Genomic DNA, 25,442 nt, shown 5'->3' with positions numbered 1-25,442 from the left:
ATCGGAGTTCCGTGAGATCGGTGTCTGGTCGCCCCTCTGGCTAGCCGCAGACGCGCAGGATGTCGTGGTGACGCCCACTCCCCGCGACCTCGCTCATGCGCTCTTCGTGCCGATGGTCTTCACGCGCGACGATCTGTTCGATCGGGGACACACCCGACGGTCGATCTCTCGCGCAGTCGACGAGGGTCGTTTGCGCCGCTTGCGTCGGGACCGCTACGCCGAATGGGACATTCCGGAAGCGGTTGCGCATGCGTCAGCCATCGGCGCACGGCTCACGTGCATCTCGCTGTTGCGGATGCTGGGCGTCTTCGTCCTGTCGTCGTCAGAGACGCACGTGCGGCTTCGGCGTAATCGCTCGCGCTTCGATGCAACGCACGCGAGGCGATGCCGACTGCATTGGTACGACGGCGAGCGGGACGCGCTTCTCCACGTGACGGGGCTCAAGGAAGCGATTGTGCACTCGCTTCGCTGCCAGACGCCGCGCGCGGCGATCGCCACGTTGGACAGCGTTGTCCACCACGGACTGATGACAATGACAGAACTACGTCGGCTCTTCGATGTGCTCCCACCTGGGTTCAGTGCGATTCTGAACCTGGTGGATCCGACGGCCGAGTCCGGCCCGGAGTCCTTCGTGCGCTTGATGCTTCGGACTCTGGGCGTCGACTACGAATGTCAGGTCGTGATCGTCGGTGTCGGGCGAGTGGATTTCGTGGTCGACGGGTGGCTGATCATCGAGTGCGACAGCAGGGCCTTCCACGAGGGCTGGGAGAAGCAGAGGCGGGACCGTCAGCGGGACCTTGCGGCGATGAGGCTCGGCTACGTGACGGTTCGACCTCTCGCGTCCGATGTCCTCGGCGATCCGGCGTCGGTGCAATATGCGTTGCGAGACGTGATCGAGCGGCTGGGCCCGCGACTCTCCGGTCGCCGCGGTACCCAACTCAGGAAGAATTCGCGACAAGTGCCTGAAAAGCGTTCGGTATGACTGTTCGGAGAAGTTCTTCCTGAGTTAGGTACAGGCCGAACCGACGCCCCTCACAACTCGGCGGCGAAACCCTCGATCAGGCGGGCGGCGGGCTCGGAGTCGCTGATCATCGTGCCGTGCCCGTGGTCGGGGATCACCTCGAGCCGCGCCCCGGGGATCGCGTCGACGATCTGACGGCACCAGCTCATCGGTGCGAGCGGGTCGTCGGCTCCGCGCAGCACCAGCACCGGGCGGTCGATGCGCGCGAACGCCTTCTCGGGCTGGTGGGCGATGGTCGCCCGCATCTTACGGAACAGGTGCGGCCCGCCGCGCAGGTACTCGCGCGCTCCGCGCCAGATCACCAGCGGTCGCTCGCCGACCAGGTCGCGCAGCAGGTACGTGGCCTGGGCGGCGAGGTTGCGCTTCGTGCGGTCGACGGTGGGTCCGGCGAGCACGACACCCGAGACGAGGAGCGGATGCCGCGCGGCGAGCTCCGCCGCGATCTGGCTGCCCATCGAGTGCCCGATCACGATGACCGGGCCCTCGCCGGTGTGGCGCAGGTACGCCGCGACGAGGTCGGCGTGACGTTCCATGGTGAGAGTGCGGGTGGGCTCGGGCGCCTCGCCGAACCCCGGCAGGTCGAGGGCGACCACGCGCCCGTCCAACCGCTGCACCACGTCGAGGTAGACGCTGCGACCCATGCCGATGCCGTGCAGCAGAAGGTAGGTGTGGGTGCCCTCGCCGAAAGTCTCGGCGATCAGCGTCGCCCCGGCGTGCTCGAACTCGAGGAGCGTGACGGGGGTCCCGGCGGGGGCGAGATAGCTGGTGGGCACCAGACAACGCTAGTCGAGGGCGACGGGTCGTTCCGAACCGTCGCCCTCGCGCGAGTCAGCCGATGAGGCTGGGCTGCAGGTCGCGCAGCGTGCGCCGATGCGTCATGCGCGTCACGCCGATCATCGCGAACAGCAGCGCACCGACCAACCAGATGCCGAGCACGATCAGGTCGCCGCCCGCTCTGGCGAGGTCACCGCCGTACATCAGCTGTCGCATCGCATCGACGACGTAGCCGAGCGGTAGCACGTGGTGCAGCGCGGCGAGCGGGGCGGGCAGTGTCTGCCAGGGGAACGTGCCGCCGGCGGTCACGAGCTGCAGCACCATGAGCACCAGTCCGAGGAACTGCCCCACCGAGCCCAACCACACGTTGAGCGCGAGGATGATCGCCGCGAACGTCGCCGAGGCGAACACCAGCACGCCGAGGGTTCCGAGCGGATGGTTGAACGTGAACCCGAGGGTGAGCGCGAGGATGCCCATGAGCCCCACCATCTGCACCGCGCCGAGTGCCGCGGGCGTCAGCCAGCCGGCCAGCGTGACGCGGATCGGGGAATGCAGAGCCGTGATCGCGCGCCGCGAGATCGGCTTCACGATGAGGAACAGCGCGTAGATGCCGATCCAAGCCGAGAGGGCGGCGAAGAACGGGGCGAGCCCGGCGCCGTAGTCCTCGGCCGAGGCGACCTTGTCGCTCGACACCTTCACCGGGTCGGCGATCGTGTCGGCCTGCAGGGAGCGCAGTTCGGGGGTGGATGCCGGGATCTGGTCGACGCCGGACGCCAACCCGTCACGCAGCTCGGCCGCGCCGCTGGCGAGAGTGCTCAGTCCGTCGCGCAGCTGCGCCGCGCCGTCGTTGGCGGATGCCGCGCCCTCCGCGACCGTGCCCGCACCGGTGGCGAGGCTGGAAGCGCCGGTCGAGAGCGTCGCCGCTCCGGAGGCGACCTGCGCCGCGCCATCCGCCAGCTGATCGATCTTGCCGACGTCGGCCTGCACGGTCGCATTGCCGTCCTGCAGCCGGGTCGCGAGCGGGTCGAGCTTGGCCAGCACCTGGTCGATCTCCTCGGGCGTGAGGCCCTGATCGGTGAGGATCGTCGCGATGTCGGTGCGCACCTGGGGGAGAGCATCCGTCGCCTGCTGCACGACCGAACCCGCCCGGTCAGCGATGTCGGCGAGCTGGCGATTGCCGTCGCTCACCTGCGCGGCGCCGTCGGCGAGGGACTGCGCCCCGGTCGCCAGGGTCTGGGCGCCGGAGGCGAGCTGCGCGGTGCCGTCGGCCAGCTGTGCCGTGCCGTCGGCGAGGGTCGCGCTGCCCGTGGCGGCGGTGTTCGCGCCGTCGGTCAACTGCGTCGCCCCGTCGGTCGCGGTCACGAGACTGTCGCGGATGTCACTGAGCCCGGTGAGCAGCCGCTCGGCCGCCTCGCTGCCGACCATCTCGGCCACCGAGCTGCGGATCTTCTCGACCGCCTGTGTGCCCATCGACGACGCGAGGTAGTTGTTCGCGTCGTTCGTCTCGAGGTCGATCCGGGCCTGGTGCGGGTCGTCGCCCGCGGCCGAGGTCAGCGCCGTGGAGAAGTCGGAGGGGATGGTCACGGTGAAGTCGACGGTGCCGTGGCGCAGGGCATCCGCTGCTTCGTCGGCCGTCATCCGCTGCCAGTCGAAGGCGTTGCCCTCGATGAGGTTGTCGGCGACGTCTTCGCCGTAGTTGACAGTGTCGCCGTCGGCGGCGTCGGATGCCGTGGACGGCGCCCCCGCATCGTCGACGACGAGAGCCACCGGCACCTCGGGGAACTTGGCGTACGGGTCCTGGTTCGCCCAGAGGTAGAGGCCGCCGTAGAGGATCGGCACGCACACGAGCGCGATGAGCGCGATGATGCCCATCTTGCTCGCTGTCAGCCGCCGCAGTTCGGCGGCGATCATTGCGGGAACCTTCATGAGGCGGCTCCGTTCGGGTCGTCTTCGTTCGTGTCGTTGTCGGGGTCGGGATCCTGGGCGGGGGACGCTTCGACAGGCTCAGCGACCCAGTCCTGGGGCTCAGAGACCCCGTCTTCGCCCTCGTCGCTCTCACTGGGTCCCTGAGCCTGTCGAAGGGCCCCGCCCCGCGCGGCCCCGCCGTCGTCGAAACCGCTCGCCGCGGCATTCGCTTCCGGCTCGGCATCCGCTACCGGCTCGGCATCCGCTCCCGGCTCGAGCACGAGCGGCTCGACCGGCCCCGAGGCGTTGACCGCGCCGAGTTCTTGCATCCGCTCGAGCGCCACGGCGGCGGAACCTCCGAGGATCACGAGCATCGCGAACCCGCGCTCGGCGAATTCCGCGGCGATGCGCCACCAGCCGTCGGGCGAGCCACCGTGCCGGTCGGGCGACACGAGAACGACGGCATCCGTCCCGTCGCGCAGAACCGCGAGTTCGCACAGGATGCGCACGCGCGCCGAGGGGTCGATGTTGCCGATCGGCACCGAGGCGAGCTCGGCGTATCCGAGCTGCGACAGCCAACGCTTGGCGTGCAGGGGCGTCGCGCCGAGCCCGGCGAACATCAACTCCTCGCCGACGACGCCCGCGAGCGAGATGTCGGGGTGCGGATCGCTGACGTCGGGGGCGTCGACGAGGGCGACCCGGCGGCGCAGTTCCTTGGCGCTCTCGGAATCGTCGATCGTGACGCGGCCGGTCTCGGGGCGCATGCGTCCGCTCGCGATCAGGCCGAGGACGGTCGGGCGCTGCTCGGTCTCGGCGAGGGCGTACCGCACCTCGCCGGTGTGGAACTCGAGAGTGGTGGGAGGGAGGGCCTGGCCGTTCTTGCCCTTGCTCACGTCGTGCAGGGTGATTCTCATGCGGGGGCCTCCGTCGGGACGGTGACGATGTCGGGGTGGGCGGCGAGCAGCTCGTCGGCTTCGCGCCACGAGAGTCCGGCGATGCTGAGCACCGCGCGCACGGCGAGGTTCGCGGCGCCCGTGCTCGCGGCATCCGTGCGGGAGATGACCGTGCGCGCGATCTCCTCGATGAGGCGGGCGAGGGTGGGGGCGGCGAGGTCGCTGCGGAAGCTGCCGTCGTCCTGGCCACGACGCACCAGGGCGGCGACCGTGCGGCGCAGAGGGGCGAGGGCGTCGGCGGTGTGCTGCACGTGCGCCTCGTCGAGCGCGAGGGCGGCGGCGACCTGCACGTGTGCGGCCTCGTGCCAGAGGCGGGCGGTGAGGCGGGCGAGGGCGAGGCGGGCGTCGGCGTCGGTCACGGATTCGGCGATCGCGTTGAAGCGCTGGGCGCCGGTCGAGATGAGTTCGCGGATGAGGGCTTCACGGTCGTCGAAGTGGCCGTAGAGGGTGCGGCGCGAGAGGCCCGCGCTGCGGGCGATCACGTCGACCGAGGCGTAGGGGTCGACGGAGAGCGCGGAACGGGCGGCGTCGAGGATGCCGGCGCGGTTCTCGACGGCGTCGCGGCGGGGTGCGCGGGTGGTCATGGATTCGAGTGTACTTAATGTGCACAGTTGTGTGCAAGATAACTCGACGGACTCACAGCATCCGGTCGGCCCTTCGTCTCGTCGCTGCGCTCCTCGCTCAGGAGCCGGTCGAGTCGGTTCCTGAGCGAGCGCAGCGCGACGAAGGGCGCACGGAAAAGGGGGCGGATGCCGCAGCATCCGCCCCCTGATCGAAACCCGCGAGGGGTCAGTCCGTGCCGGAGTCGAACGCCGCGCCCTCGGAAGCCGTGTCGACCGCGTCGGCGAGGTTCTCGTCGACCTCTTCGACCGCACCCGTGATCTCGCCCGACTCCCCCGCGGTCACGCGACCGACGAGCTCGCCCGTGGCGCCGCCGACGAGGCCGAGGCCCGCGTACTGCTCGAGGCGGGCACGCGAGTCGGCGATGTCGAGGTTGCGCATGGTGAGCTGGCCGATGCGGTCGACCGGGCCGAAGGCCGCATCGCCGACGCGCTCCATCGACAGCTTCTCGGGGCCGTACGACAGGTTCGGCGAGACAGTGTCGAGGATGGTCCAGTCGTCGCCGCGGCGCAGGCGGATCGTCACCGAGCCGGAGATCGTGAGGCCGACCCAGCGCTGGATCGACTCGCGCAGCATGAGCGACTGCGGCTCGAGCCAGCGGCCCTCGTACATGAGGCGTCCGAGTCGGCGGCCCTGCTCGTGGTACGTGGCGAGGGTGTCTTCGTTGAGGATGCCGTTGACCAGGCGCTCATAGGCGATGAACAGCAGCGCCATGCCGGGGGCCTCGTAGATGCCGCGCGACTTCGCCTCGATGATGCGGTTCTCGATCTGGTCGCTCATGCCGAGGCCGTGGCGTCCGCCGATCGTGTTCGCCTCGCGCACGAGGGCGACCGGGTCGGAGAACTCGACGCCGTTGAGCGCGACCGGGCGACCGGCCTCGAACGTGACGGTGACGTCTTCGCTGTCGATCGCGACCGACGGGTCCCAGAACTTGACGCCCATGATCGGGTCGACGGTCTCGAGCGAGACGTTCAGGTGCTCGAGGGTCTTGGCTTCGTGCGTCGCGCCCCAGATGTTGGCGTCGGTCGAGTAGGCCTTCTCGGCCGAGTCGCGGTACGGGAAGTCGCGGGCGACGAGCCAGTCGCTCATCTCTTTACGACCACCGAGCTCGGTCACGAAGTCGGCGTCGAGCCACGGCTTGTAGACGCGCAGGCGCGGGTTGGCGAGCAGGCCGTAGCGGTAGAACCGCTCGATGTCGTTGCCCTTGTAGGTGGAGCCGTCGCCCCAGATGTCGACGCCGTCCTCCTTCATGGCGCGCACCAGCATCGTGCCGGTCACCGCGCGCCCGAGGGGAGTGGTGTTGAAGTAGGTCTTGCCGCCCGAGCGAATGTGGAACGCACCGCACGACAGTGCGACGAAGCCCTCCTCGACCAATGCGGTCTTGGCGTCGACCAGGCGCGAGGCCTCGGCGCCGTACTCGAGTGCACGGCCCGGGATCGAGTCGATGTCGTCTTCGTCGTACTGCCCGAGGTCCCCGGTGTACGTGTAGGGCACGGCGCCCTTCTCGCGCATCCACGCGACGGCCACGGAGGTGTCGAGTCCTCCGGAGAAGGCGATGCCGACGCGTTCGCCGACGGGCAGGGACTGGAGGACCTTGGACATGCTCTCCAGTCTACGGCGGGCGGCGTGTCGCTCTCGAATGCGTGACGGCATCCGCCCCGCCTGTGAACGGATGCCGCGGCGCGGCCTTCCGTGCAGGAGGAGTGAGGTGGGAGAGTGTGCTCATGGGCGGAGCAGTGCTGTGGGGCGTGGTCGCGGCGGCGCCGCTGTTCATCGGTGCCGTGCTCGCGATGCTGCGGAAGTGGCCGCCGCGCTGGCTGGGCATCGTGCTCGGCTTCGGCGCGGGCGCGCTCATGGCCTCGATCGCCTTCGAACTCTGGGAGGAGGGTCTCGATCGCGGAGGCCCCTTCCCCCTCGTCATCGGCGTCGCCCTCGGCGCGATCAGCTACTACGTCGCCGCCCGCATCCTCGACGCGCGTGCCGCGAAGACGAAGGAGCAGGCGGGCGGCGGGCAGCTCGCCGTCGGGGCACTGCTCGACGGCATCCCGGAGCAGCTCGTGCTCGGCATCGGCCTCGCGTCCGGCGAACCGGTGAGCATCGCGCTCGTCGTCGCGATCCTCGTCTCCAACCTGCCCGAGTCGATCGGCTCGGCCGCCGACCTGCTCGACGGCGGCATGAAGCGCTCGCGCGTACTGCTGCTGTGGGCCGGCGTCGCGGTGATCTGCGCCGCCGCGACCGTCGCGGGCTTCGGCCTCGCGAGCATCACCGGTGACGCGTTCCGCACCGCGGCCAGCGGTTTCGCGGCCGGCGCGCTGCTCGTGATGCTCGTCGACTCGATGGTGCCCGAGGCCCAGTCCAAGGCCAAGGAGTCCACCGGACTGGCGACCGTGCTGGGCTTCGCGCTCGCCGCGGGTCTCGCGCTCGCGAGCTGAGCGCCTCGGCGGGCGCGAGGGGTCCACGACACGCCGCGCCGCAGCATCCGGTCGCGGCGTGTCGTGACCCCTCACCGGGGGTGGGACGCTTCGACAGGCTCAGCGACCCAGTGAGGCGAGGCTCAGCGACCCAGTGAGGGGAGGCTCAGCGACCCAGTGAGGGGAGGCTCAGCGACCCAGTGAGGGGGCAGCCGCCCGCCCGGGCCTCAGAATCCGGGGTACTCCTGGATCTTCGTCTCGAACTCGTCGCGGTCGTCGTCGCTGAGCACGGCGCTGGCGATGACGAACAGCTGCAACCCCTCGACCGGCTCGCCGGTGCGCGCATTCTGCGCCTCGCGCTCGGTTCTGAAGCCGCCGTCCGTGTCGTTCGAGAGGTCGTAGATCGTCGCGTAGAAGCGCAGCGGATCGGGGTAGTTCTCGGTGTACGACTCCCACGTGTGCTGGGTGCGCGGATCGTCGCTGCCGTAGAGCTTCTCGATCATCGTCGGATCGATGCCTGATCCGGTCGGGTCGTTGAAGGCGTACAGGCCGTACATGCCGTGCTCCTGCACGACCTGATCGATCACGGCCATGACCTGCTGTTTGCGGTCGTAGTCCTGGATGGGCTCGTTGGTCGCCCAACCGGCCGAACCGTACTCGTAGAGCATCGACTCGCCGCCGTAGCCGTTGCGCTCGGGGCGCAGGTCCTCATCGGTGAACTGCGTCCAGGTGTACCCGAACTCATCGCTCAGGCGCTGACGCACATCGGCGAAGAGGCTGTCGGCCTCGGCGCGCACCTCCTCGAGCGACTGCTGGTTCAGCACATCCTGGTTGTCGGTGTCCTTGATGCCGGGGTAGGCCTCGGCGTGCTTCTGCTCGTCGGACTTCGCCCCGTCGTAGTTGCCGCTGGCCGACGATTGCAGGGCGCTCAGCCCCCCGACGGTGGCGACGTTGAACAGCACCGCGATGACGAGGGCGATCGCGCCGAGCATCCGCCCCCGTCTCGTGGCGATCGCCGCGACGATGACCGCGACGAGCACGAGCTGCACGGCGAGCAGGGTGACGCCGTAGAGCAGGTCGGTGCCGCCGGCGAGCATCGTGCCCAGCAGCACGATGGCGAACAGGATGCTGGCGAGCAGGGCGATCCATCCGATCGCGTTCGCCGACCGGCGCTCGTCGTCGCCGTCGGCCATCGATACGAACGTCGGGAACGCCGGTGCCTCCTGCGGTCCCGTGCCGCGGCGCGCACCCCGGTAACCACCGGGCGGCGGAACGGGTGGCGCACCCTCGGTGCCCGCCAGATAGCGGGCGCGCTGGCTCTCGTGATCCATCACCATGGCTTGTCCGTTCCCGATCCGGGCTCGTCGCCGCCCTGCTGCTGGTCGCGCTCCTGCGTGCCCTGGTCGAGCTTGTCCTTGAGGTCTTCGAGCTTCTGCTCGTCGGGCTGCTGCGGCTGCTCCTGCTCCTCCTCGCCCTCCTGCGGGTCGGGCTGCTGCTCCTGCTCCTGCTGCTGCTTCTCCTTGAGCCGCTCCTCGGAGTCGTCGAGGCTCTCGCCCATGTCGCGATCCGGATCCGACGACTGGTTCTCGGCCTCTTCGCTGTTGCACTCCTCGGGCGTCTCGACGACGATCGTCAGCGCCTCGGCGTACAGCTGGGCCGCGCCGGCACCGTCGCCGCCCTCGCGGGCCGCGTCGCCCATCCGCTCGATCACGAGCGAGAGGTTGATGCGCACGTCGCAGACCTCGAGGCCCGTGGCCAGGTCGAGCGCCTCCTCGAGCTTCGTGCGCGCCTCGGGCAGCTCCTCGGCGCCCGCGAGCGCGGTGCCGATGTTGAAGGGGGCCTTGTAGGGCTCGAACCAGTTGAGGAACTCCTGGCCCTCGGCTGCCGCCTCGGAGCCCGCGTAGTCGTCGACGACGTAGGCGCTGATCGCCTGGTGCGCGAACGCGTACATGCTGAGGATCTTGCCCACGAAGATCAGCGACACCAGCACGAGGGGCAGCGAACCGATCGCGATCCACCGACGGATGCTGCGGCGCCGGCGGTTCGAGGCGAGCAACTGTGCGGCCGCGGCCTGCGGATCACTCATGGGGCGCCTCCTTTCCGTCGGCGGGGCGCTTCGACAGGCTCAGCGACCCAGTTCCCGGGGTCGGCGACGCGGTGCGGAGCCCGCGCAGGCGTGCGATCAGCATCGCCGCGCGCGCCAGCTCGATCCCGAGCAGCACGATGAGCACGAGCGCCGCGATCCAGTAGAGCTCGGTCACATTGCCGACCTCGCCCGATTCCGCGTAGTTCGTCGTGGTCGTCGGAGCCTCGGGCAGCTGCGGCTCGGTGTCGGCCGTGCGATGCTCGTACTCGACGCCGAGTTCGGCGGCCAACGCCTGCAGGTTCTGCTCGTCGACGACCGACAGCGCGTCGGAGCCCTGGTACTGGATGTACCCGGCATCCGTTCCGTCGACCCCGCCGCTGGTGATGCGCATCGGGCCGCCCTCGGCGGTGCCGTAGCCGAACACCGCGCCGGCGTCGGTGTAGGCCGCGCTGCCGGCGAACGACTCGGGGTCCGACGACACGGTCTGCTCGCCGTCGCCGAAGTAGAACACCATGCGCGAGCGGTCGGGCGACGACTCGGCCGCCGACGCGAGCGTCTGCTCGAGCAGGGTCGCGGCGATGCCGATGGAGCTTCCGCGCGACTGGCTCGTGACCTCGGGGCGCAGCACGTCGAGAGACCCGACCAGCGCCGTGGTGTCGGTGGTCAACGGCATCCGCAGTTCGGCGGCGGCGTCGAAGGTGAGCAGGGCGAAGCGCGCGCCCGGATACTCGGCGATGATCGTGCGCACATCGGCGCGCACGCCGTCGAGGCGCGGCTCTCCGTCGGCCCAGTCCTCGGCGACGATGCTCGCGGTCGTGTCGACCACCAGCACGATGTCGGTGTCGGTCGCGAGAGTCTGTGTCGCGCCGCCGGGGATGCCGGGGCGCAGCAGCATCACGAAACAGGCGAGCACCGCGGCCAACCGCAACGCCCAGAGCAGGCGGTGGTTGCGCGTGTGCGCGGTCGAACGCCCGGCGTCCTTGGGCGCGCGCACGAGCACCCAGATCACGAGCGCGGCGATCGGCGCGAACAGCAGCAGGAGCAGGAAGACGTTGACGGCGGGTTGGAAGATCACAGTCGCACCCTCCACAGCAGCACCACGAACGACAGCAGCGCGATGGAGACGACCACGATCCACAGATCGGGGGCGTCGGTCCACACCACCTGCGCCTCGCCGCGGAGCTCGGTCGCGTCCTGCTCGCGCACCTGCTCGACGATGTCGCCGACCGTGGTCGTGTCGCGCAGTCCGTAGGCCTGACCGCCGGTGGCTTCGGCCGCGGCGGCGAGCTCGGCACTCACGTCCGCGTCCTTGCCCTCGACAGGGTTCAGCGCGAACACGCGCACGCCCTTCGACGCGGCGTAGTTCGCCGCCTCTTCGAGCGTCACGATCGACGCGCCGTTGATCTCGTTGTCGGTCGCGAAGATCACCGAGCGCGAGCGCTCGTCATCGGGGTGGTCGAATCCCATCGCGCAGGCCGCCAGCCCGTCGCCGATCAGCGAGGCGCCGTTCCCGTTGAGCGTGCCGACCCAGTGCTCGGGGATCTGATCGACGTAGTCGAAGCTCTCGCGCATGCTCTCGAGGTGCGTGCGGATGAAGTCGTAGTCGTCGGTGAGCGGGAAGATCTGCACCGGGGAGCTGTTGAAGATCGTCAGCCCGATGCGCTCGCCCTCGAACCCGTCGAGCAGCTCTTCGAACACCGTGAGGACCTCGACGTCGACCTCCGACATCGACCCCGAGACGTCGAGGCACAGCATGATGTCGCGGCTCGTGTTCACGGGCTGGATCGTCTGCGACGACATCGGCCGGGCGGCCACGACGCCGGCCGTGACGACCGTGAGCGCGCCTAGGAGCAGGATGCCGCTCAGCGCGATGATCCGTCGGGAGAGCGCTTCGCGGAACGCGGGCAGAGCGCGCAGGCGTTCCGCGCGGGCGATGCGGGCGCGGTCCGCTCCCGTGGACTGTCCGCGACTGCGGAGACCGAGTGCGAGCCCGATGCCGAGAGCTGTGACCACGACCCCGGCCGCGACGATGATGAGCCAGCCGTTCGCTAGTGCCATGAGCGCACCACCGTCCGCGCCGCCTCGGCGCCGGCGAGGGGATCGATCGGCGGGCCCTGGCGGAAGATGCTCGGGTAGTAGTGGCGGCGCATCGCGTCGATCAGGGCGGGGTGCACCCCACGGGCGACGAGATCGTCGAGCGCCAGCACCGGCGCCTCGAGACCGCTGTACTCGTTGACGAACGTGCGCACCACGCGGCTCAGCTCGAGGTTGGCGTTGCGGGGCGAGAGCCGCTTCTCGCGGTAGTCGGTCTCGATCTGCTGCACGCGGTCGAGGTACTCCACTCGCAATTGGCTGAGCACGTCGCCGGTGAGCAGCTGCGGCTGCTCGATGCCGAGCCGGTCGGCGGGGCGGCGCTGCTTCGTGAGCGCGATCACGAGCCACGCACCAACGATCAGCAGGGCGAGGATGCCGAACGCGAGCAGCACCCAGCCCCAGCCGTACTGCGCCGGAGGATAGAGCTCGTCAGACCCGGGCATTCGACCTCCCGCTGGATCGGCTGAGCGCCCCGTGGAGCAGGCGCAGCAGCTGCGGGACGGCCGATTCCTGGCCCTCGAGCACGGCGTGGCCGATCTCGAGGCGCTTCAGGGTCTCGGCGAGGTGCGCCTCCTCGGCCTGCGCCTGGGCGGTGAGCTGTCGCACGATCGCCGCGTCGCCCTGTACGAAGTCCGGAACGTCCCAGCTGCTGTCGACGTCGCTGCGGATGCGGCCGGTCGCGTGGTCGAGCACCGGATCCGCGTCTCGCAGGGTGAGCCACAGCACGTCGTGCTGCACGCGCAGCCGGCGCAGCATCCGCTCGGTCTCGTCGGTGATCGGCGCCTCGTCGGTGATGACGACGACGATCATGCGTCGCGACACCGTGCGGGTGACGTACGAGAGCAGGCCGTCGCGGTCGTTGGGGACCGTGCTCTCGTCGGTCGCCCGGCTGATCGTGAGCAGGGCGTGCTCGAGCGCGCCCTCGCTGCGGCCGGGCGCCAGGCGACGGGCGCGCGAGGCGTCGCCGTACACCGTCGTGAAGTCGTCGCCGTGGCGCAGGGTGAGGATGCCGAGGGCGCCGGCCGCCATGATCGCGAGGTCCTTCTTCGGCCGTTCGTCGGCTGCGAGGGCCGTCATCGACCGTCCCGTGTCGACCACGAACAGCACGGTGTGCATGCGCATCGCCCGTGATCTCTTGACCAGCGGCGTGCCCAGGCGGGCGGTCGCGCGCCAGTCGATGTCGCGCACCTGGTCGCCGTACTCGTACTTGCGCAGGTCTTCGAAGTCCAGGCTCCGTCCGCGCAGCAGCGACGCGTGCGCACCGTCGAGCGCGTGCATCGACTTGCGCGACGAATGCAGGAAGAGCTTGCTCTTCACCTGCGTGATCAGACTGGGCATGGGCTTCTGTTCCGGTGCGGGGCGACGGTTCCTGGCTCGGCGACCGGGTCAGGGGGTGGGCACCGAGGCGAAGATCTGGTCGATGATCTCCTCGCTGCGGATGCCCTCGGCATCGGCCTCGAACGTCAGTAGCACGCGGTGGCGCAGCACGAGATGGCGCAGCTCGCGGATGTCTTCGGGCAGCACGTGCGAGCGGCCCTTGAGCAGCGCGAGGGCGCGCGACGCCTGCAGGAACGCGATGCTCGCGCGGGGGCTCGCACCGTACTTGATGAACCGGGCGCGATCCTCTCCGATGTACGGCGCGGGATTACGGGTGACGTACGCGATCGACACGATGTAGTTGCGGATCGCGGGGTCGACGTAGATGCGGCCGGCGACGTCTTGCAGCATGTGCACGTCGTCGAGCGAGATCGCGCTCGAGACGTGGCGGTCGGGGTCGAGCACGCCCGAGTCGATGCGGCCGAGGATCTCGAACTCCTCGGCGGGGCTCGGGTACTCGACGATCTCCTTGAGCAGGAAGCGGTCCATCTGCGCCTCGGGCAGCTCGTAGGTGCCCTCCTGCTCGATCGGGTTCTGCGTCGCGATCACGAGGAAGGGCTTGGGCAGGTGGTGCACCTCGCCCCCGATCGTCGTCTGGTGCTCCTGCATCGCCTCGAGCATGGCGCTCTGGGTCTTGGCGCTCGAGCGGTTGATCTCGTCGAGCAGCACGAAGTTGGCGTGCACGGGGCCGAGGACGGTGCGGAAGGAGCCGGTCGCCGCGTCGTAGATCTGGTTGCCCGTGATGTCGCTGGGCAACAGGTCGGGCGTGCACTGGATGCGCTTGAACTGCGCCTTGACGGTGTCGGCGAGGGTGCTCGCGGCGGTCGTCTTCGCCAGTCCCGGCACGCTCTCGAGCAGGATGTGACCGCCGGCGATGAGCGAGATGAGCAGGCTCATGCGCAGGCGCTCCTGGCCCACCATCTTCGCGGAGTACGCGTCGGAGACGACCTTCAGCACGTCGCTCGCCCGCGAGATCTCGGCGTCGGACGGGGCCGCCTTGGGCCCGGCATCCGCCTTCGGGGTCGGCGCCGACGGGGGCGTCGCCGGTGCGGCGGGCGGAGGGGGAGGCGTCGCGGCGTCGCGCAGCTCGCTGCGGAGTACGGGCGCGGGCGGCGCAGGAGGGGGCGGAGGGGCCGAATTCGTCGACGGGTCCGGCGCGTAGGGCTCGTTCATCTGCAGTCTCCTCGATCACGCGGGGAAACATCGCGTCCTTCCCCCGCACCAGGGTAACCGCATCCTCCGACACCTCGGCTCGGAGCCGATGGGGAGGAGTCCCCATCGGCGAGCGACCGCCGGATCAGGGAACGCGGATGCCGCGGCGACGACCCACCCAGACCACACCGGCGGCGACGGCGATGATGCCGATCGCGATCCCGATGATGTAGACGACGACGGAGCCCCATCCGCCGGGACCGTGCGGATCGAGGAACGGGTACGGGTACCACCACGGGTTGCCGGTGATCGGGCCGGTGATGAAGTTCGCGCGCACCATCGTGTACACGGTCCAGGCCAGGGGGAAGATCACCGCGACGAGGGCCGCGGACCACGGGAGCGCGCGCCGCCGCGGCGCGAAGAGCACGTCGAGGAGCATGACGAGCGGGACGATCACGTGCAGCGTCTCGTTCGTCCAGACCTCGGAGACGCCGTCGAGGTTGATGTACCGCAGGAGCAGGTTGTAGACGACGCCGGTCACGATCATGTAGGTGCTCGTGCACACGAGCAGCGTGGCGAGCCAGCGGGGCTCGGGAGTGTTCTCACGGCGGGTGCGGAGCATCCAGATCGCCGCGATCGTCAGCGAGACGACGGCGCCGATGTTCGAGAGCACGGTGAAGAAGCTGAAGAAGTTCGCGACGACGGTGGGAACGTGCGAACCCCACTCGGTGGTCGACGCCTGCGCGTTCGTGATCGACACCGTGATCTGCCGCACGAGCGCCGCCGTGCCGAGAAGGGCTGCGGCGATCCGCAGGTAGGGCCACCAAGTCGTCATTTTTCCTCCGCCGCCAATGTATCGGGAGAGGACCGATGACATCAGGCGAAAAAACCATTTGCACGGAGTTGGTATATCGATAACCTCCGAGTGGGGACGCGCTCACGGATGACGACGGAGGACGCGGATGAGCGAGCAGGGCACGGTCGGGGAGAAGACGGAACGGCGCCTGCGGCGCCTGCGCCCGGGACTCAGCATCCAGTCGAAGTTGCTGATCATGCTGTTGGCGGTGAGCCTCGTCTCGTCGGTCATCGTCGGCGCCGTCGGATTCATCAACGGGCGCCAGTCCCTGCACGACGCCGCGGTCGATCAGCTCATCACGATCCGTTCGATGCGCGCGGCCGAGGTCACCGACGCGATCGAGGCGGTCAAGAAGGATGCCTCGCTGCAGTCGCGCAACCTCAGCGCGCAGACCCTCTCGACCACCGTGAACGCGGGGTACGAAGAACTCGAACAGCGCGAGGTCACCCCCGACGAGCGCACGCAGCTCGAGTCGTACTACTCCGACACCTTCATCCCCACGCTGGAGCAGCGCGCGGGCGAGCAGTACGGCGACAGCGCCTTCATCCCCGAGTCGAATGCCGGGCAGTTCCTGCAGACGCGCTTCACGACGCAGAACCTCGACTTCGACGCCGACTACGACACCCTGCTCGACGACAACGACGCCGATGACGGTTCGGCCTACTCGGCGGCGACCGAGCGCTACGGCGACTACCTCAGCCGTCTCGTGAACCAGGCCGACTACGAGGATGCGCTGCTGCTCAACCTCGACGGCGACATCGTCTTCTCGGCCTACAAGGGAGTCGAGCTCGGCAGCAACCTGAACACGGGTCCGTATCGCGACACGATGCTCGCGCAGGCGTATGCGGATGCCATCGCCACCAACTCGGTCAGCACGGTCGTGCTCACCGACTTCGAACGGTGGATCCCCTCGCTGAACGTGCCCACGATGTGGGTGGTCTCGCCGATCGGCAACGACAGCCGCATCACCGGCGCCCTCGCCCTGCAGGTGTCGATGGAGACGATCAACGACCTGACGACGGGGTCGGGGGAGTGGAAGGAGCAGGGCCTCGGCGACTCCGGCGAGGTGTACCTCGTGGGTCTCGACGACCTCATGCGCAGCGATTCGCGGCGCCTCATCGAAGACCCCGACAGCTACGAGCAGCTCGCGATCAACGGCGGCACGCCCCCGAGCGTCGCGAAGCGGATCGTCGAGGTGCAGGGCACCATCCTGCTCCAGCCCATCAACACCCAGGCGGTGGCGAATGCCCAGGCCGGGCGCACCGGCACCACCACGGGCCCCGGATATCTCGGCATCGACAGTGTCACCGCCTATGCCCCGCTCGAGGTGGAGGGGCTCGACTGGGTCATCATCGCCCGGATCGATTCGTCGGAGGCGTTCGCGCCCGTGACCGACTTCACCCGCACGGTGCTGCTGTCGCTCCTCGGCATCCTGCTCGGTGTCTCGCTGCTGTCGCTGTTGCTGGCGCAGGTCTTCACCCGGCCCATCCACCGCCTCGTCGGCGCGGTGCACCGGGTCGCCGAGGGCGATCTCGACGTGCAGGTGCCGCAGGGCGCGCGCGACGAGTTCGGCGATCTGGGCAGCGCCTTCAACGACATGGCGTCGAGTCTGCGCATCAAGCAGGACCTCATCGATGAGCAGCAGGCCGAGAACGAGAAGCTGCTGCTCACCCTCATGCCCGAGAGCGTCGCCGCGAAATACAAACAGGGCGACGAGGCGATCTCCGAGGCGCACGAGAACGTGTCGGTCGTGTTCGCCGAGCTCGTCGGCTTCGACGACTACGCGCGCGGGCTCTCGGCCGAACAGGAGATCGGCCACCTCAACACCCTCATGCGGGGCTTCGACGAGGCCGCCGAGAAGGCCGGCGTCGAGAAGGTGCGCACGTTGCGCGGCGGCTACCTCGCCTCGTCGGGGCTGATCGTGCCGCGCGTCGACAACGTGCGCCGCAGCGTCGAGTTCGCGAAGAACCTGCTCGGAGTGATCGAGCGCTTCAATGCGCAGAACGGCTCGTCGATCGGCCTGCGCGCCGGCGTCGACACCGGCACGGTCACGAGCGGACTCGTCGCACGCACGAGCCTCGCCTACGACCTGTGGGGCGACGCCGTGAACCTCGCCTACCGGGTGCGATCGGTGACCGGCGAGCCGGGCGTCTACGTCAGTCAGACGGTCTACGACCGCACCCGCGAGATCTTCTCGTTCACCGAGGCCGGCACGGTCGAGGCCCGCGGCACGACCGAGACGGTCTGGAAGGTGGCCTGACATGTTCGAGGACGCGTTCCGCGACGGGTGGGGATGGTGGGTCATCGCGCTCGCGGTGGGTGTCCCCGTGCTGCTGGTCGTGCTCACCGAGCTCATCAACGGACTCCGTCGGCGCAACAACGCGCTCGCCGGTCCGCTGCGGCTGCTGCGCAATGGGGTGATCCCGGTCGGTGCACTGTTCGCGCTACTGGCGTTCGCGATCCAGTCGCCCGCCGAGCAGGTGTGGACCCGCGTGGTGGCCACCGTGTTCGGGTTCCTCCTGATCCTGCTGCTGCTGTCGTCGTTCAACGTGGCGCTGTTCGCGCACGCCGCCGAGGACTCGTGGCGCAAGCGCATCCCGACGATCTTCGTCGAGATCGCCCGACTGGTGTTGGTCGCGCTGGGCCTCGCCCTGCTGTTCTCCTGGGTGTGGGATGCCGACGTCGGTGGTCTCTTCACGGCCCTGGGCGTCGGGTCGATCGTGATCGGCCTCGCGCTGCAGAACGCGGTCGGCGGCGTGATCTCGGGCTTGCTCCTGCTGTTCGAGCAGCCGTTCAAGATCGGGGACTTCCTCGATGCGGCGGGTGTGCGCGGGCGTGTCGTGGAGGTCAACTGGCGTGCGGTGCACATCGACACCGGCTCCGGCATCCAGATCGTGCCGAACTCCAGTCTGTCGGGGGCGTCGTTCACCAACCTCAGCGAGCCCGACGGGCCCTACTCCGCGTCGACCTCGGTGACCTTCTCGACCGACGATCCGCCGCACGAGGTGATGGCGTTGCTCGTCGAGGTCGCCGAGGCCCTGCCGATGAAGGTCGCGCGGGAACGGGCATCCGTCAGCTATTCCGGTGCGGGCGCGTACGGCGTCGCGATCCCGGTCGCGGGGCCGGCGGATGCTTCGCGCGCGCTGTCCACCTACCTCTCCTGGCTCTGGTACGCCGCCCGCCGCCACGGTTTCGCGCTCGACGGCGACGCGACCGACCCGATCGCCGAGCCCGGGCGTCTCGCCGAGGCCCTGCGATCGATCGCCGCGACCCTGCACCTGCGCGACGACGACCTCGAGGCGCTGCTCACGGCCTCGTCGCTCGAGCGCTACGGGGTCGGCGAGATCGTGCTGCCGAGCGGAGTCGTGCCCGACGAGGTGAGAGTCGTGGTGTCGGGGCGCGCGATCCTGTCGCTCGAGGTCGACGGCGGACGGGTGGAGTTCGCGGCGGCCGAGAAGGGCGACATCATCGGTCAGACCGCACTTACCCGTGAACGCACGCAGGCGGTCACGGTCGCCGGCGAGATCCTCACGGCCGTGGTGCTGCCGCTCGCGACGGTCGACGAGCTGATCCGCACGCGCCCGCGTCTGGCGGCGGAGATCGGCGAATCGCTCGAACTCAAGCGCACGCTCGCCGCTGATCGGCTGGCAGCGCTGAGTCTGTCGCGGGGGTCGATCGGATCGCGGTGAGGCCGGATTGCTGGCCGGGTGGTGCTCGGGTGTCAGGCCGTTTGGCCGTGTCAGGCAGATTCGACGCGGACCGGCCTGATCCGGACGAACGGCCTGACCTCGCGCCGGCCTGACCTCGCGCCGGCGTGACCTCGCGCCGGCGTGCCCTAGTGCCGGCGCCGGGCGCCGCGGAGGCGCCCGATCCCGACGACGATGAGCGAGATGACGACGATCGCGGCTGCGATGGCGGCGACGTAGAGGCCCACCGAGCCCCAGCTCGAGGTGTTCGGGTTGAGGAACGGGTACGGGTACCAGTAGGGCGTGGCGGTGAACGGGTCGGTGATGAACGGTCCGCGCACCAGCGTGTAGGCGCCCCACGCGAGCGGGAAGACGACGGCGAGGAGGGCGGTGACCCAACCGAGCGCGCGGCGGCGCGGTGCGAAGAGAACGTCGAGCAGCATCACGATCGGGAGTACGACGTGCAGGGACTCGCTCGTCCATGCCTCGGTCGCGCTGTGCGAGGGGATGTTGCGCAGCAGCAGGTTGTAGACGATGCCGGTCGTGATCATGTAGGTGCTCGCGTAGGCGAGCAGCACGGCGAGCCATCGGGGTTCGGTGCTGTCGCTGCGGCGGGTGCGCAGCAACCATCCGGCGGCGATCAGCAGCACGACGGCGGCGATGAGGCCGGACAGTGTGGTGAAGAAGCTGAAGAAGTTCGACACCGCCGTGGGGACATCGCGGCCCCATTCGGTCGTCGCCGCCTGCGCGGTTGCGATCTCGCGTGTGAGTTGCCGCGCGAGTGCCGCGAGCGCGAGTAGGGCGGCGACGATCCGCACGTAGGGCCACACAGTTTTCATCGTTCCTCCGACGTTGTGTGCTCGACACTCTGGCGGTCGAACCGTCGGACACCGTAGCCGCGAATCGCACGTTGGTCGGCATCTCTGGGCGGTTTCCCACTCTGGGGCCGGGCTTCTCGGAATATCGCTAAGTGGGGCGCCCGGATTCGGGCGGATTCGCTGAGGTGATCGGTATATCGATACGCCTGAATCAGCCCTTCAGCTGCCCCCACCGCAACCGCGTCACCAGCACGCCCAGCAGGCAGAGCGCGCCGCCGAGGAACATCAGCGGGGTGGGCACCTCGCCGAGGATCGCCCACGACATCAGGATCGCGACCGCGGGAACGACGTAGGTCGTGGCGGAGGTCTGCCCGGCGGTGCTGCGCTGCAGCACGTACGCCCAGGTCGTGAAGGCGATCGCCGTGGGGAAGATGCCGAGGTAGACGACCCAGAGGGTCGAGCCGAGGGGAGCGCTCTGCAGCGCGCCGATCAGGCTGCCCGTCCACGGCAGCAGTGCGACGGTGCCGGCCATCGCGCCGAGCCAGGTGAGCGTCGTCGCATCGGACCCGGCGCTCAGCAGATGCTTCTGCAGAAGGGTGCATCCCGCGTACATGACCGCCGCGAGCAGGGCGAGCAGTAGCCCGGTGAGGTCGGGGCCCTCGCCCTCGGCCGCCTGTGAGTTCATGCCGATCAGCACGACGCCGAGGAACGCGATCGGCGCCCCGATGATCAGCGGCTTCGGGAACCCCTCGCGCAGGAAGAGTCCGCTGAACACCACGACCATCAGCGGTGCGAGGTTCACCACCATGGCCGCCGTGCCCGCGTCGAGCGTGCGCTCGGCGGCGTTGAGCGCCAGGTTGTAGACGCAGAACCAACCGACGCCCCACACCGCGATCAGCCACCAGTACCGCCGCGCGGGCAGACGGACGCCGTGGCGCACCGCGATGATCGCGAGCACCGCGCTGCCGACTGCCATGCGCAGCAGTGCGAGCGCACCGGGGTCGAAGTGCGGACCCGCCCCGCGGATGCCGATGAACGCCGACGCCCACAGCACGACCGTCACGAGGGCGGCGATCAGCACGAGCGGTCCCTGCCGGGGCTTCGTGCCCGGCAGGTCGCCGGTGAGGGGAGCGTTCTTCGACATGCTCCGATGGTGTCAGGGGTCTCCGACATCCGCGATGCACGGGAGCGACAGCATCCGTCCATATCCCGCCACGACCCGCGCCGGGGGCGATGTCGGCCCCTTCGATAGGATGGGGGAGCCCGACAAGGGCCAGCTCATCAGCCGGTGCAAACCCGGCGAAAGCAAGGGGGACACCCATGCCAGGAATCGTTATCGTCGGCGTGCAGTGGGGCGACGAAGGAAAGGGCAAGGCCACCGATCTGCTCGGTGACCGCACCGACTGGGTCGTGAAGTTCAACGGCGGCAACAACGCCGGGCACACCGTCGTCGTCGGCAACGAGAAGTACGCCCTGCACCTGCTGCCCTCCGGCATCCTCTCCCCCGGCGTCACGCCGGTGATCGGCAACGGCGTCGTCGTCGACCTCGAGGTGCTGTTCCACGAGCTCGAGGCGCTCGGTGGCCGCGGCATCGACGTGTCGCGCCTCAAGGTGAGCGCCAACGCGCACATCATCACCCAGTACCACCGCACGCTCGACAAGGTCACCGAGCGCTTCCTCGGCAAGCGCATGATCGGCACCACCGGTCGCGGCATCGGACCGGCGTACGCCGACAAGATCAACCGGGTCGGCATCCGCGTGCAGGACCTGTTCGACGAGAACATCCTGCGCCAGAAGGTCGAGGGAGCCCTCGACCAGAAGAACCACCTGCTGGTGAAGATCTTCAACCGCCGCGCCATCACCGTCGACGAGATCGTCGAAGACCTGCTCTCCTACGCCGAGCGTCTGCGCCCGATGGTCGCCGACACCGGCTACCTGCTCGCCGAGGCGCTCGACCGCGGCGACGTCGTGGTGTTCGAGGGCGGCCAGGCCACCATGCTCGACGTCGACCACGGCACCTACCCGTTCGTGACGTCGTCGTCGGCGACCGCGGGCGGCGCGGCCACCGGTTCGGGCGTCGGTCCCGGTGCTCTCGACCGCATCGTCGGCATCGTCAAGGCCTACACGACCCGCGTCGGATCGGGCCCGTTCCCCACCGAGCTGTTCGACGAGCAGGGTGAATGGCTGCGCTCGCGCGGCTTCGAGTTCGGCACCACCACCGGGCGTCCGCGCCGCGTGGGCTGGTACGACGCCCCGATCACCCGATACGCCACCCGCGTCAACGGCATCACCGACCTGGTGCTCACCAAGCTCGACATCCTCACCGGACTCGAGCAGATCCCCGTGTGCGTCGCCTACGACGTCGACGGCGAGCGCTTCGACGAGGTGCCGGTCAACCAGACCGACTTCCACCACGCGACGCCGATCCTCGAGTACTTCCCCGGCTGGAACGAAGACATCTCGGTCGCCCGCACGTTCGAGGATCTGCCGAAGAACGCGCAGGACTACGTTCTCGCGCTCGAGAAGATGAGCAACACACGCATCTCGGTGATCGGTGTGGGCCCGGAGCGCGACCAGGTGGTCGTGCGCCACGACCTCGTCGACTGACCCCGTGACCCGTTTCTGGCTCGGGGGCTACGGCCCCGAGATGGACGGCTCCGCCGAGGGCATCGGGTTCCTCGCCGGCGACGACGGCCGCGAGGCCACGACGCTCGGGTACCGCGACCTCGCGGCGACGGCATCCTCGCCGTCATGGCTGGCGCAGCATCCGTCGCTCGACGTCGTCTACGCGGCACTCGAGCACGACGGCGCGGTGCAGGCCTTCGTGCGCTCGGGCGAGGGATCTCTCGCGCCGCTCGGCGCGCCGGTGCCGGCGGGCGAAGCGGTGTGCCATCTCGCCGTGTCGCGCGACGGGTCGACGCTGATCGCCAGCTGCTACGGCGACGGCCGGGTCGTGCGGTTCGGCCTCGCGCCCGACGGGCGCATCGTCCCGGCGAAGGCGGATGCCGCGGCGGCGCTGCGCGCGGCCCTGTTCGGCGAGGACGAAGACCCCGACGCGGTGCGCGAGGAACCCGGGGTGGGGGCTGCGGCATCCGACCCCTACGGTCTGCCCGACCGCGCCTCGCACGCCCACTCGGCGGCGTTCCTGCCCGACGGGCGCATCGTCACGACCGACCTCGGCTTCGACCTCGTGCGCTTCTGGCGGCTGTCGGGGACCGGGTTGCGCCTCGACCACGAAGTGATCCTGCCGCTCGGCGTCGGTCCGCGTCACATGGTGGTGCACCCGAGCGGACATCTGCACATCATCACCGAGTACTCGTGCGAGGTGTTCACGCTCGCCGAGACCCCGAGCGGGGCATGGGCCGTGGTGTCGTCGACCCTGTCGAGCCCGATCGCCGAGGTCGGCGTGGACTTCCCCGCCGAACTCGCCCGCACCCGCGACGGTGCCTTCCTCTACACGGCCCTGCGCGGCAGCAACACGATCGCGGCGCTGCGCGTGCTCGGCGGCGGGGAGCGCCTCGAATCCATCGCGCTCGCCGACTCCGGCGTCGTCTGGCCCCGCCACCACCTGGTGTTCGAGGGCAAGCTCGTGGTCGCCGGGCAGCGGTCCGACTCGATCAGTCTGATCGACCTCGACGAACGCACAGGCGCGCCCCTGGGCATCCGCCACCAGGCACCGGCCGCGACGCCGACGCACATCCTGCCCGTGCGCTGACGCCGTCGGGCTGGCGCGGTTGCGGCCCGTCGCGCGGGGTTGCTGGGCCCGGCGTGCTCTGGTGCTCGCTGGTTGCGCGGGGTTACTGAGCCTGTCGAAGCATCTCGCCCCGCATGACTCCTCGGTTCGGCCGCGTCGCGCCGCCATCCGACCGCTTCGGGCCGCATCGTCCCCGATTCTGAGGAGTTGTGCGACGGGTCGCGCGTACCCAACTCAGGACGAACGGGTCGAATCCGCCGGAATCTGCCCGTTCTCGGGCCGATCAGGCCGATTTGTCCTGAGTTGGGTACACCGCGGCCCGAAGCCCCTGCACAGAACTCCGGAGATTCCCGCTGATCGGGCGGATTCAACGCCGCCGCGCACCGTTCGACACCAGATCTCCGGAGTTGCGAACCCACGGCGGCGCATACCGTACCCGGCGCGTCGGGGAACAACCACCCCGTGACACGACGTTGCTGTTCAGCGAGACTGTTGCGCGGAGAGGTGCGAAGCGATGACTGCAGACAAGACGAACGAGTACGACCTGATCGTGCTGGGCGGAGGACCGGTCGGCGAGAACGTCGCGGACCGCGCGGTGCAGGGAGGTCTCACGGCGATCATCGTCGAGAGCGAGCTGGTCGGCGGGGAGTGCTCGTACTGGGCGTGCATGCCGTCGAAGGCGCTGCTGCGCTCGGCCCAGGCGCTGCGCGCGGCCCAGCACGTCGCCGGCGCGAAGGAAGCGGTCACCGGCGCCCTCGACGTGCGCGCGGTCTTCGCCCGCCGCGACTCCTTCACGAGCAACTGGTCGGATGACGGCCAGGTGAAGTGGCTCGAGTCGGCGCACATCGATCTGGCGCGCGGGCACGGGCGCCTGACGGGCGAACGCGAGGTCACGGTGACCGATCCCGACGGAGGAACGCGCGTGCTGCACGCCCGCCACGCGGTCGCGATCAGCACGGGATCGGATGCCGTCGTGCCGCCGATCCCCGGCCTGCGCGAGGCTTCTCCGTGGACGAGCCGCGAGGCCACGAGCGCCGAGGAGCTTCCGGATTCGCTGGCCGTGATCGGTGGCGGCGTGGTCGCGGTCGAGATGGCGACGGCCTACGCCGCGCTCGGATCGACGGTCACCCTGATCGCGCGCAGCGACCTGCTGGGCGGGATGGAGCCGTTCGCGGGCGAGCGGGTCGCGGCGGGGCTGCGCGAGCTCGGCGTCGAGGTGCGGCTGAACACGGGCACCACGGCGGTGCGTCGCGACGACGCCGGCGTCACGATCACCCTCGACGACGACAGCGAGGTCACCGCGAGCGAGGTGCTCGTCGCGACGGGACGCTCGCCGCGCAGCGGCGACATCGGCCTCGAGACGGCGGGCCTCGAACCCGGCAAGTGGATCGAGGTCGACGACACCCTGCGCGTTCCGGGTTCGGACTGGCTGTACGCGGTCGGCGACGTCAACGGTCGGGTGCTGCTCACGCACCAGGGCAAGTACCAGGCGCGTGCGGCGGGCGACGTGATCGCCGCCCGGGCGAAGGACGAACCGGTGGATGCCGACGACTGGGGTCGCCATGCGGCCACCGCCGACCACGCCGCGGTGCCGCAGGTGACGTTCTCGATCCCCGAGGTGGGGTCGGTCGGGCTCACCGAGAAGGCCGCGCGCGATGCGGGCCACGAGGTGAAGGTCATCGACTACGACCTGGGCTGGGTGGCCGGGGCGAGCCTCTACGAGGACGGGTTCGCAGGCCAGGCCCGGCTCGTCGTCGACACCGCGCGCGACGTCGTGCTCGGTGCGACGTTCGTCGGCCCCGAGGTCGCGGAGCTGGTGCAGGCCGCGACGATCGCGGTGGTCGGCGAGGTGCCGATCAAACGCCTCTGGCACGCCGTGCCCTCGTACCCGACGGTGAGCGAGGTCTGGCTGCGATTGCTCGAGGGCTACGGGCGGGCTTCGGCATGAGCCGCTGGGCCGTGGCGCCGAGGGTGGCGCTGCGGCATCCGATCCG

Annotated in this window: 22 protein-coding genes; 7 read left to right on the top strand and 15 right to left on the bottom strand. The window is 69.6% G+C overall.

What is annotated here, in order from left to right:
• Positions 1-67 precede the first annotated feature (67 nt).
• Positions 68-982, top strand: coding sequence for an endonuclease domain-containing protein (locus ACIQTT_RS10075; RefSeq protein WP_402789090.1), 915 nt, complete (start codon positions 68-70; stop codon positions 980-982).
• Between the two features lie 50 nt (positions 983-1,032).
• On the opposite strand, the gene ACIQTT_RS10070 is transcribed toward ACIQTT_RS10075, so the two are convergent.
• The 5 genes from ACIQTT_RS10070 to argG all read right to left on the bottom strand — a co-directional run bounded on the left by ACIQTT_RS10070 (position 1,033) and on the right by argG (position 6,876).
• A complete protein-coding gene (locus tag ACIQTT_RS10070) occupies positions 1,033-1,794 on the bottom strand; it encodes an alpha/beta fold hydrolase (RefSeq protein WP_402789088.1) in 762 nt (253 codons plus the stop codon).
• Between the two features lie 55 nt (positions 1,795-1,849).
• Positions 1,850-3,721 carry a YhgE/Pip family protein gene (locus ACIQTT_RS10065; protein ID WP_402789086.1) on the bottom strand — a complete coding sequence of 624 codons (1,872 nt, stop codon included), beginning with the start codon at positions 3,719-3,721 and terminating at the stop codon, positions 1,850-1,852.
• Complete coding sequence (locus tag ACIQTT_RS10060; RefSeq protein WP_402789084.1) at positions 3,718-4,614, bottom strand: hypothetical protein; 897 nt, start codon at positions 4,612-4,614, stop codon at positions 3,718-3,720. The genes ACIQTT_RS10065 and ACIQTT_RS10060 overlap by 4 nt, the downstream gene beginning before the upstream one ends.
• Positions 4,611-5,237, bottom strand: coding sequence for a TetR/AcrR family transcriptional regulator (locus tag ACIQTT_RS10055; protein WP_402789082.1), 627 nt, complete (start codon positions 5,235-5,237; stop codon positions 4,611-4,613). Before ACIQTT_RS10055 ends, ACIQTT_RS10060 begins: the two co-directional genes overlap by 4 nt.
• Positions 5,238-5,442: 205 nt before the next feature.
• On the bottom strand, positions 5,443-6,876 hold the full coding sequence (gene argG, locus ACIQTT_RS10050; RefSeq protein ID WP_247633329.1) for an argininosuccinate synthase: 1,434 nt from the start codon (positions 6,874-6,876) through the stop codon (positions 5,443-5,445).
• A gap of 122 nt (positions 6,877-6,998) precedes the next feature.
• On the opposite strand from argG, the gene ACIQTT_RS10045 reads away from it, so the two are divergent.
• Entirely contained in the window at positions 6,999-7,706 is a 708-nt protein-coding gene (locus tag ACIQTT_RS10045; protein WP_402789080.1) for a ZIP family metal transporter, read from the top strand.
• A 206-nt stretch (positions 7,707-7,912) separates the two neighbouring features.
• Here ACIQTT_RS10045 and ACIQTT_RS10040 read toward each other — a convergent pair whose 3' ends face one another.
• From ACIQTT_RS10040 to ACIQTT_RS10005, 8 genes are all read right to left on the bottom strand, one after another.
• Positions 7,913-9,016 (bottom strand): DUF4064 domain-containing protein, encoded by a 1,104-nt coding sequence (locus ACIQTT_RS10040; protein ID WP_402789079.1) that lies wholly within the window; start codon positions 9,014-9,016, stop codon positions 7,913-7,915.
• Positions 9,016-9,771, bottom strand: a complete 756-nt coding sequence (locus ACIQTT_RS10035) for a tetratricopeptide repeat protein (RefSeq protein WP_402789078.1) — start codon at positions 9,769-9,771, stop codon at positions 9,016-9,018. The genes ACIQTT_RS10040 and ACIQTT_RS10035 overlap by 1 nt, the downstream gene beginning before the upstream one ends.
• Positions 9,764-10,846 carry a VWA domain-containing protein gene (locus tag ACIQTT_RS10030; protein ID WP_402789077.1) on the bottom strand — a complete coding sequence of 361 codons (1,083 nt, stop codon included), beginning with the start codon at positions 10,844-10,846 and terminating at the stop codon, positions 9,764-9,766. Before ACIQTT_RS10030 ends, ACIQTT_RS10035 begins: the two co-directional genes overlap by 8 nt.
• Positions 10,843-11,829: a VWA domain-containing protein gene (locus ACIQTT_RS10025; protein WP_402789076.1), complete on the bottom strand. Its 987-nt coding sequence runs from the start codon at positions 11,827-11,829 to the stop codon at positions 10,843-10,845. The genes ACIQTT_RS10030 and ACIQTT_RS10025 overlap by 4 nt, the downstream gene beginning before the upstream one ends.
• Positions 11,820-12,308 carry a hypothetical protein gene (locus ACIQTT_RS10020; protein ID WP_402789075.1) on the bottom strand — a complete coding sequence of 163 codons (489 nt, stop codon included), beginning with the start codon at positions 12,306-12,308 and terminating at the stop codon, positions 11,820-11,822. Before ACIQTT_RS10020 ends, ACIQTT_RS10025 begins: the two co-directional genes overlap by 10 nt.
• Positions 12,295-13,203, bottom strand: coding sequence for a DUF58 domain-containing protein (locus ACIQTT_RS10015; protein ID WP_402789074.1), 909 nt, complete (start codon positions 13,201-13,203; stop codon positions 12,295-12,297). The genes ACIQTT_RS10020 and ACIQTT_RS10015 overlap by 14 nt, the downstream gene beginning before the upstream one ends.
• Before the next feature lie 48 nt (positions 13,204-13,251).
• Complete coding sequence (locus ACIQTT_RS10010; RefSeq protein WP_402789073.1) at positions 13,252-14,415, bottom strand: AAA family ATPase; 1,164 nt, start codon at positions 14,413-14,415, stop codon at positions 13,252-13,254.
• Positions 14,416-14,539: 124 nt separating this feature from the next.
• Positions 14,540-15,229, bottom strand: a complete 690-nt coding sequence (locus tag ACIQTT_RS10005; protein WP_402789071.1) for a Pr6Pr family membrane protein — start codon at positions 15,227-15,229, stop codon at positions 14,540-14,542.
• A gap of 127 nt (positions 15,230-15,356) precedes the next feature.
• Here ACIQTT_RS10005 and ACIQTT_RS10000 point away from each other — a divergent pair, with 127 nt between their 5' ends.
• Both ACIQTT_RS10000 and ACIQTT_RS09995 read left to right on the top strand, forming a co-directional pair.
• Positions 15,357-17,510 (top strand): adenylate/guanylate cyclase domain-containing protein, encoded by a 2,154-nt coding sequence (locus ACIQTT_RS10000; protein ID WP_402789069.1) that lies wholly within the window; start codon positions 15,357-15,359, stop codon positions 17,508-17,510.
• 1 nt (position 17,511) lies between these two features.
• Positions 17,512-18,939, top strand: coding sequence for a mechanosensitive ion channel domain-containing protein (locus ACIQTT_RS09995; protein WP_402789067.1), 1,428 nt, complete (start codon positions 17,512-17,514; stop codon positions 18,937-18,939).
• Positions 18,940-19,085: 146 nt separating this feature from the next.
• On the opposite strand, the gene ACIQTT_RS09990 is transcribed toward ACIQTT_RS09995, so the two are convergent.
• Both ACIQTT_RS09990 and ACIQTT_RS09985 read right to left on the bottom strand, forming a co-directional pair.
• Positions 19,086-19,775, bottom strand: coding sequence for a Pr6Pr family membrane protein (locus ACIQTT_RS09990; protein ID WP_402789065.1), 690 nt, complete (start codon positions 19,773-19,775; stop codon positions 19,086-19,088).
• 190 nt (positions 19,776-19,965) lie between these two features.
• Positions 19,966-20,898, bottom strand: a complete 933-nt coding sequence (locus tag ACIQTT_RS09985) for a DMT family transporter (protein ID WP_402789063.1) — start codon at positions 20,896-20,898, stop codon at positions 19,966-19,968.
• A 176-nt stretch (positions 20,899-21,074) separates the two neighbouring features.
• Here ACIQTT_RS09985 and ACIQTT_RS09980 point away from each other — a divergent pair, with 176 nt between their 5' ends.
• The 3 genes from ACIQTT_RS09980 to ACIQTT_RS09970 all read left to right on the top strand — a co-directional run bounded on the left by ACIQTT_RS09980 (position 21,075) and on the right by ACIQTT_RS09970 (position 25,396).
• Positions 21,075-22,361: an adenylosuccinate synthase gene (locus ACIQTT_RS09980; protein WP_402789061.1), complete on the top strand. Its 1,287-nt coding sequence runs from the start codon at positions 21,075-21,077 to the stop codon at positions 22,359-22,361.
• Positions 22,362-22,365: 4 nt separating this feature from the next.
• Positions 22,366-23,469, top strand: a complete 1,104-nt coding sequence (locus tag ACIQTT_RS09975) for a lactonase family protein (protein ID WP_402789059.1) — start codon at positions 22,366-22,368, stop codon at positions 23,467-23,469.
• Positions 23,470-23,962: 493 nt separating this feature from the next.
• Positions 23,963-25,396: a dihydrolipoyl dehydrogenase family protein gene (locus tag ACIQTT_RS09970; protein ID WP_402789057.1), complete on the top strand. Its 1,434-nt coding sequence runs from the start codon at positions 23,963-23,965 to the stop codon at positions 25,394-25,396.
• Positions 25,397-25,442 lie beyond the last annotated feature (46 nt).

It is taken from the genome of Microbacterium sp. NPDC090225 (assembly GCF_044772365.1).
Taxonomy (GTDB): Bacteria; Actinomycetota; Actinomycetes; order Actinomycetales; family Microbacteriaceae; genus Microbacterium.
Note: the sequence above shows the minus strand (reverse complement) of the source record. Positions and strands in the feature narration are given on the sequence as shown.

What these genes read in the sequence shown, in the direction of transcription:
- ACIQTT_RS10065 (WP_402789086.1), bottom strand. Translation starts at nt 3,721, where the DNA reads ATGAAGGTTCCCGCAATGATCGCCGCCGAACTGCGGCGGCTGACAGCG.
- ACIQTT_RS10060 (WP_402789084.1), bottom strand. Translation starts at nt 4,614, where the DNA reads ATGAGAATCACCCTGCACGACGTGAGCAAGGGCAAGAACGGCCAGGCC.
- ACIQTT_RS10055 (WP_402789082.1), bottom strand. Translation starts at nt 5,237, where the DNA reads ATGACCACCCGCGCACCCCGCCGCGACGCCGTCGAGAACCGCGCCGGC.
- argG (WP_247633329.1), bottom strand. Translation starts at nt 6,876, where the DNA reads ATGTCCAAGGTCCTCCAGTCCCTGCCCGTCGGCGAACGCGTCGGCATC.
- ACIQTT_RS10045 (WP_402789080.1), top strand. Translation starts at nt 6,999, where the DNA reads ATGGGCGGAGCAGTGCTGTGGGGCGTGGTCGCGGCGGCGCCGCTGTTC.
- ACIQTT_RS10040 (WP_402789079.1), bottom strand. Translation starts at nt 9,016, where the DNA reads ATGGATCACGAGAGCCAGCGCGCCCGCTATCTGGCGGGCACCGAGGGT.
- ACIQTT_RS10035 (WP_402789078.1), bottom strand. Translation starts at nt 9,771, where the DNA reads ATGAGTGATCCGCAGGCCGCGGCCGCACAGTTGCTCGCCTCGAACCGC.
- ACIQTT_RS10025 (WP_402789076.1), bottom strand. Translation starts at nt 11,829, where the DNA reads ATGGCACTAGCGAACGGCTGGCTCATCATCGTCGCGGCCGGGGTCGTG.
- ACIQTT_RS10020 (WP_402789075.1), bottom strand. Translation starts at nt 12,308, where the DNA reads ATGCCCGGGTCTGACGAGCTCTATCCTCCGGCGCAGTACGGCTGGGGC.
- ACIQTT_RS10015 (WP_402789074.1), bottom strand. Translation starts at nt 13,203, where the DNA reads ATGCCCAGTCTGATCACGCAGGTGAAGAGCAAGCTCTTCCTGCATTCG.
- ACIQTT_RS10010 (WP_402789073.1), bottom strand. Translation starts at nt 14,415, where the DNA reads ATGAACGAGCCCTACGCGCCGGACCCGTCGACGAATTCGGCCCCTCCG.
- ACIQTT_RS10005 (WP_402789071.1), bottom strand. Translation starts at nt 15,229, where the DNA reads ATGACGACTTGGTGGCCCTACCTGCGGATCGCCGCAGCCCTTCTCGGC.
- ACIQTT_RS10000 (WP_402789069.1), top strand. Translation starts at nt 15,357, where the DNA reads ATGAGCGAGCAGGGCACGGTCGGGGAGAAGACGGAACGGCGCCTGCGG.
- ACIQTT_RS09995 (WP_402789067.1), top strand. Translation starts at nt 17,512, where the DNA reads ATGTTCGAGGACGCGTTCCGCGACGGGTGGGGATGGTGGGTCATCGCG.
- ACIQTT_RS09990 (WP_402789065.1), bottom strand. Translation starts at nt 19,775, where the DNA reads ATGAAAACTGTGTGGCCCTACGTGCGGATCGTCGCCGCCCTACTCGCG.
- ACIQTT_RS09985 (WP_402789063.1), bottom strand. Translation starts at nt 20,898, where the DNA reads ATGTCGAAGAACGCTCCCCTCACCGGCGACCTGCCGGGCACGAAGCCC.
- ACIQTT_RS09980 (WP_402789061.1), top strand. Translation starts at nt 21,075, where the DNA reads ATGCCAGGAATCGTTATCGTCGGCGTGCAGTGGGGCGACGAAGGAAAG.
- ACIQTT_RS09970 (WP_402789057.1), top strand. Translation starts at nt 23,963, where the DNA reads ATGACTGCAGACAAGACGAACGAGTACGACCTGATCGTGCTGGGCGGA.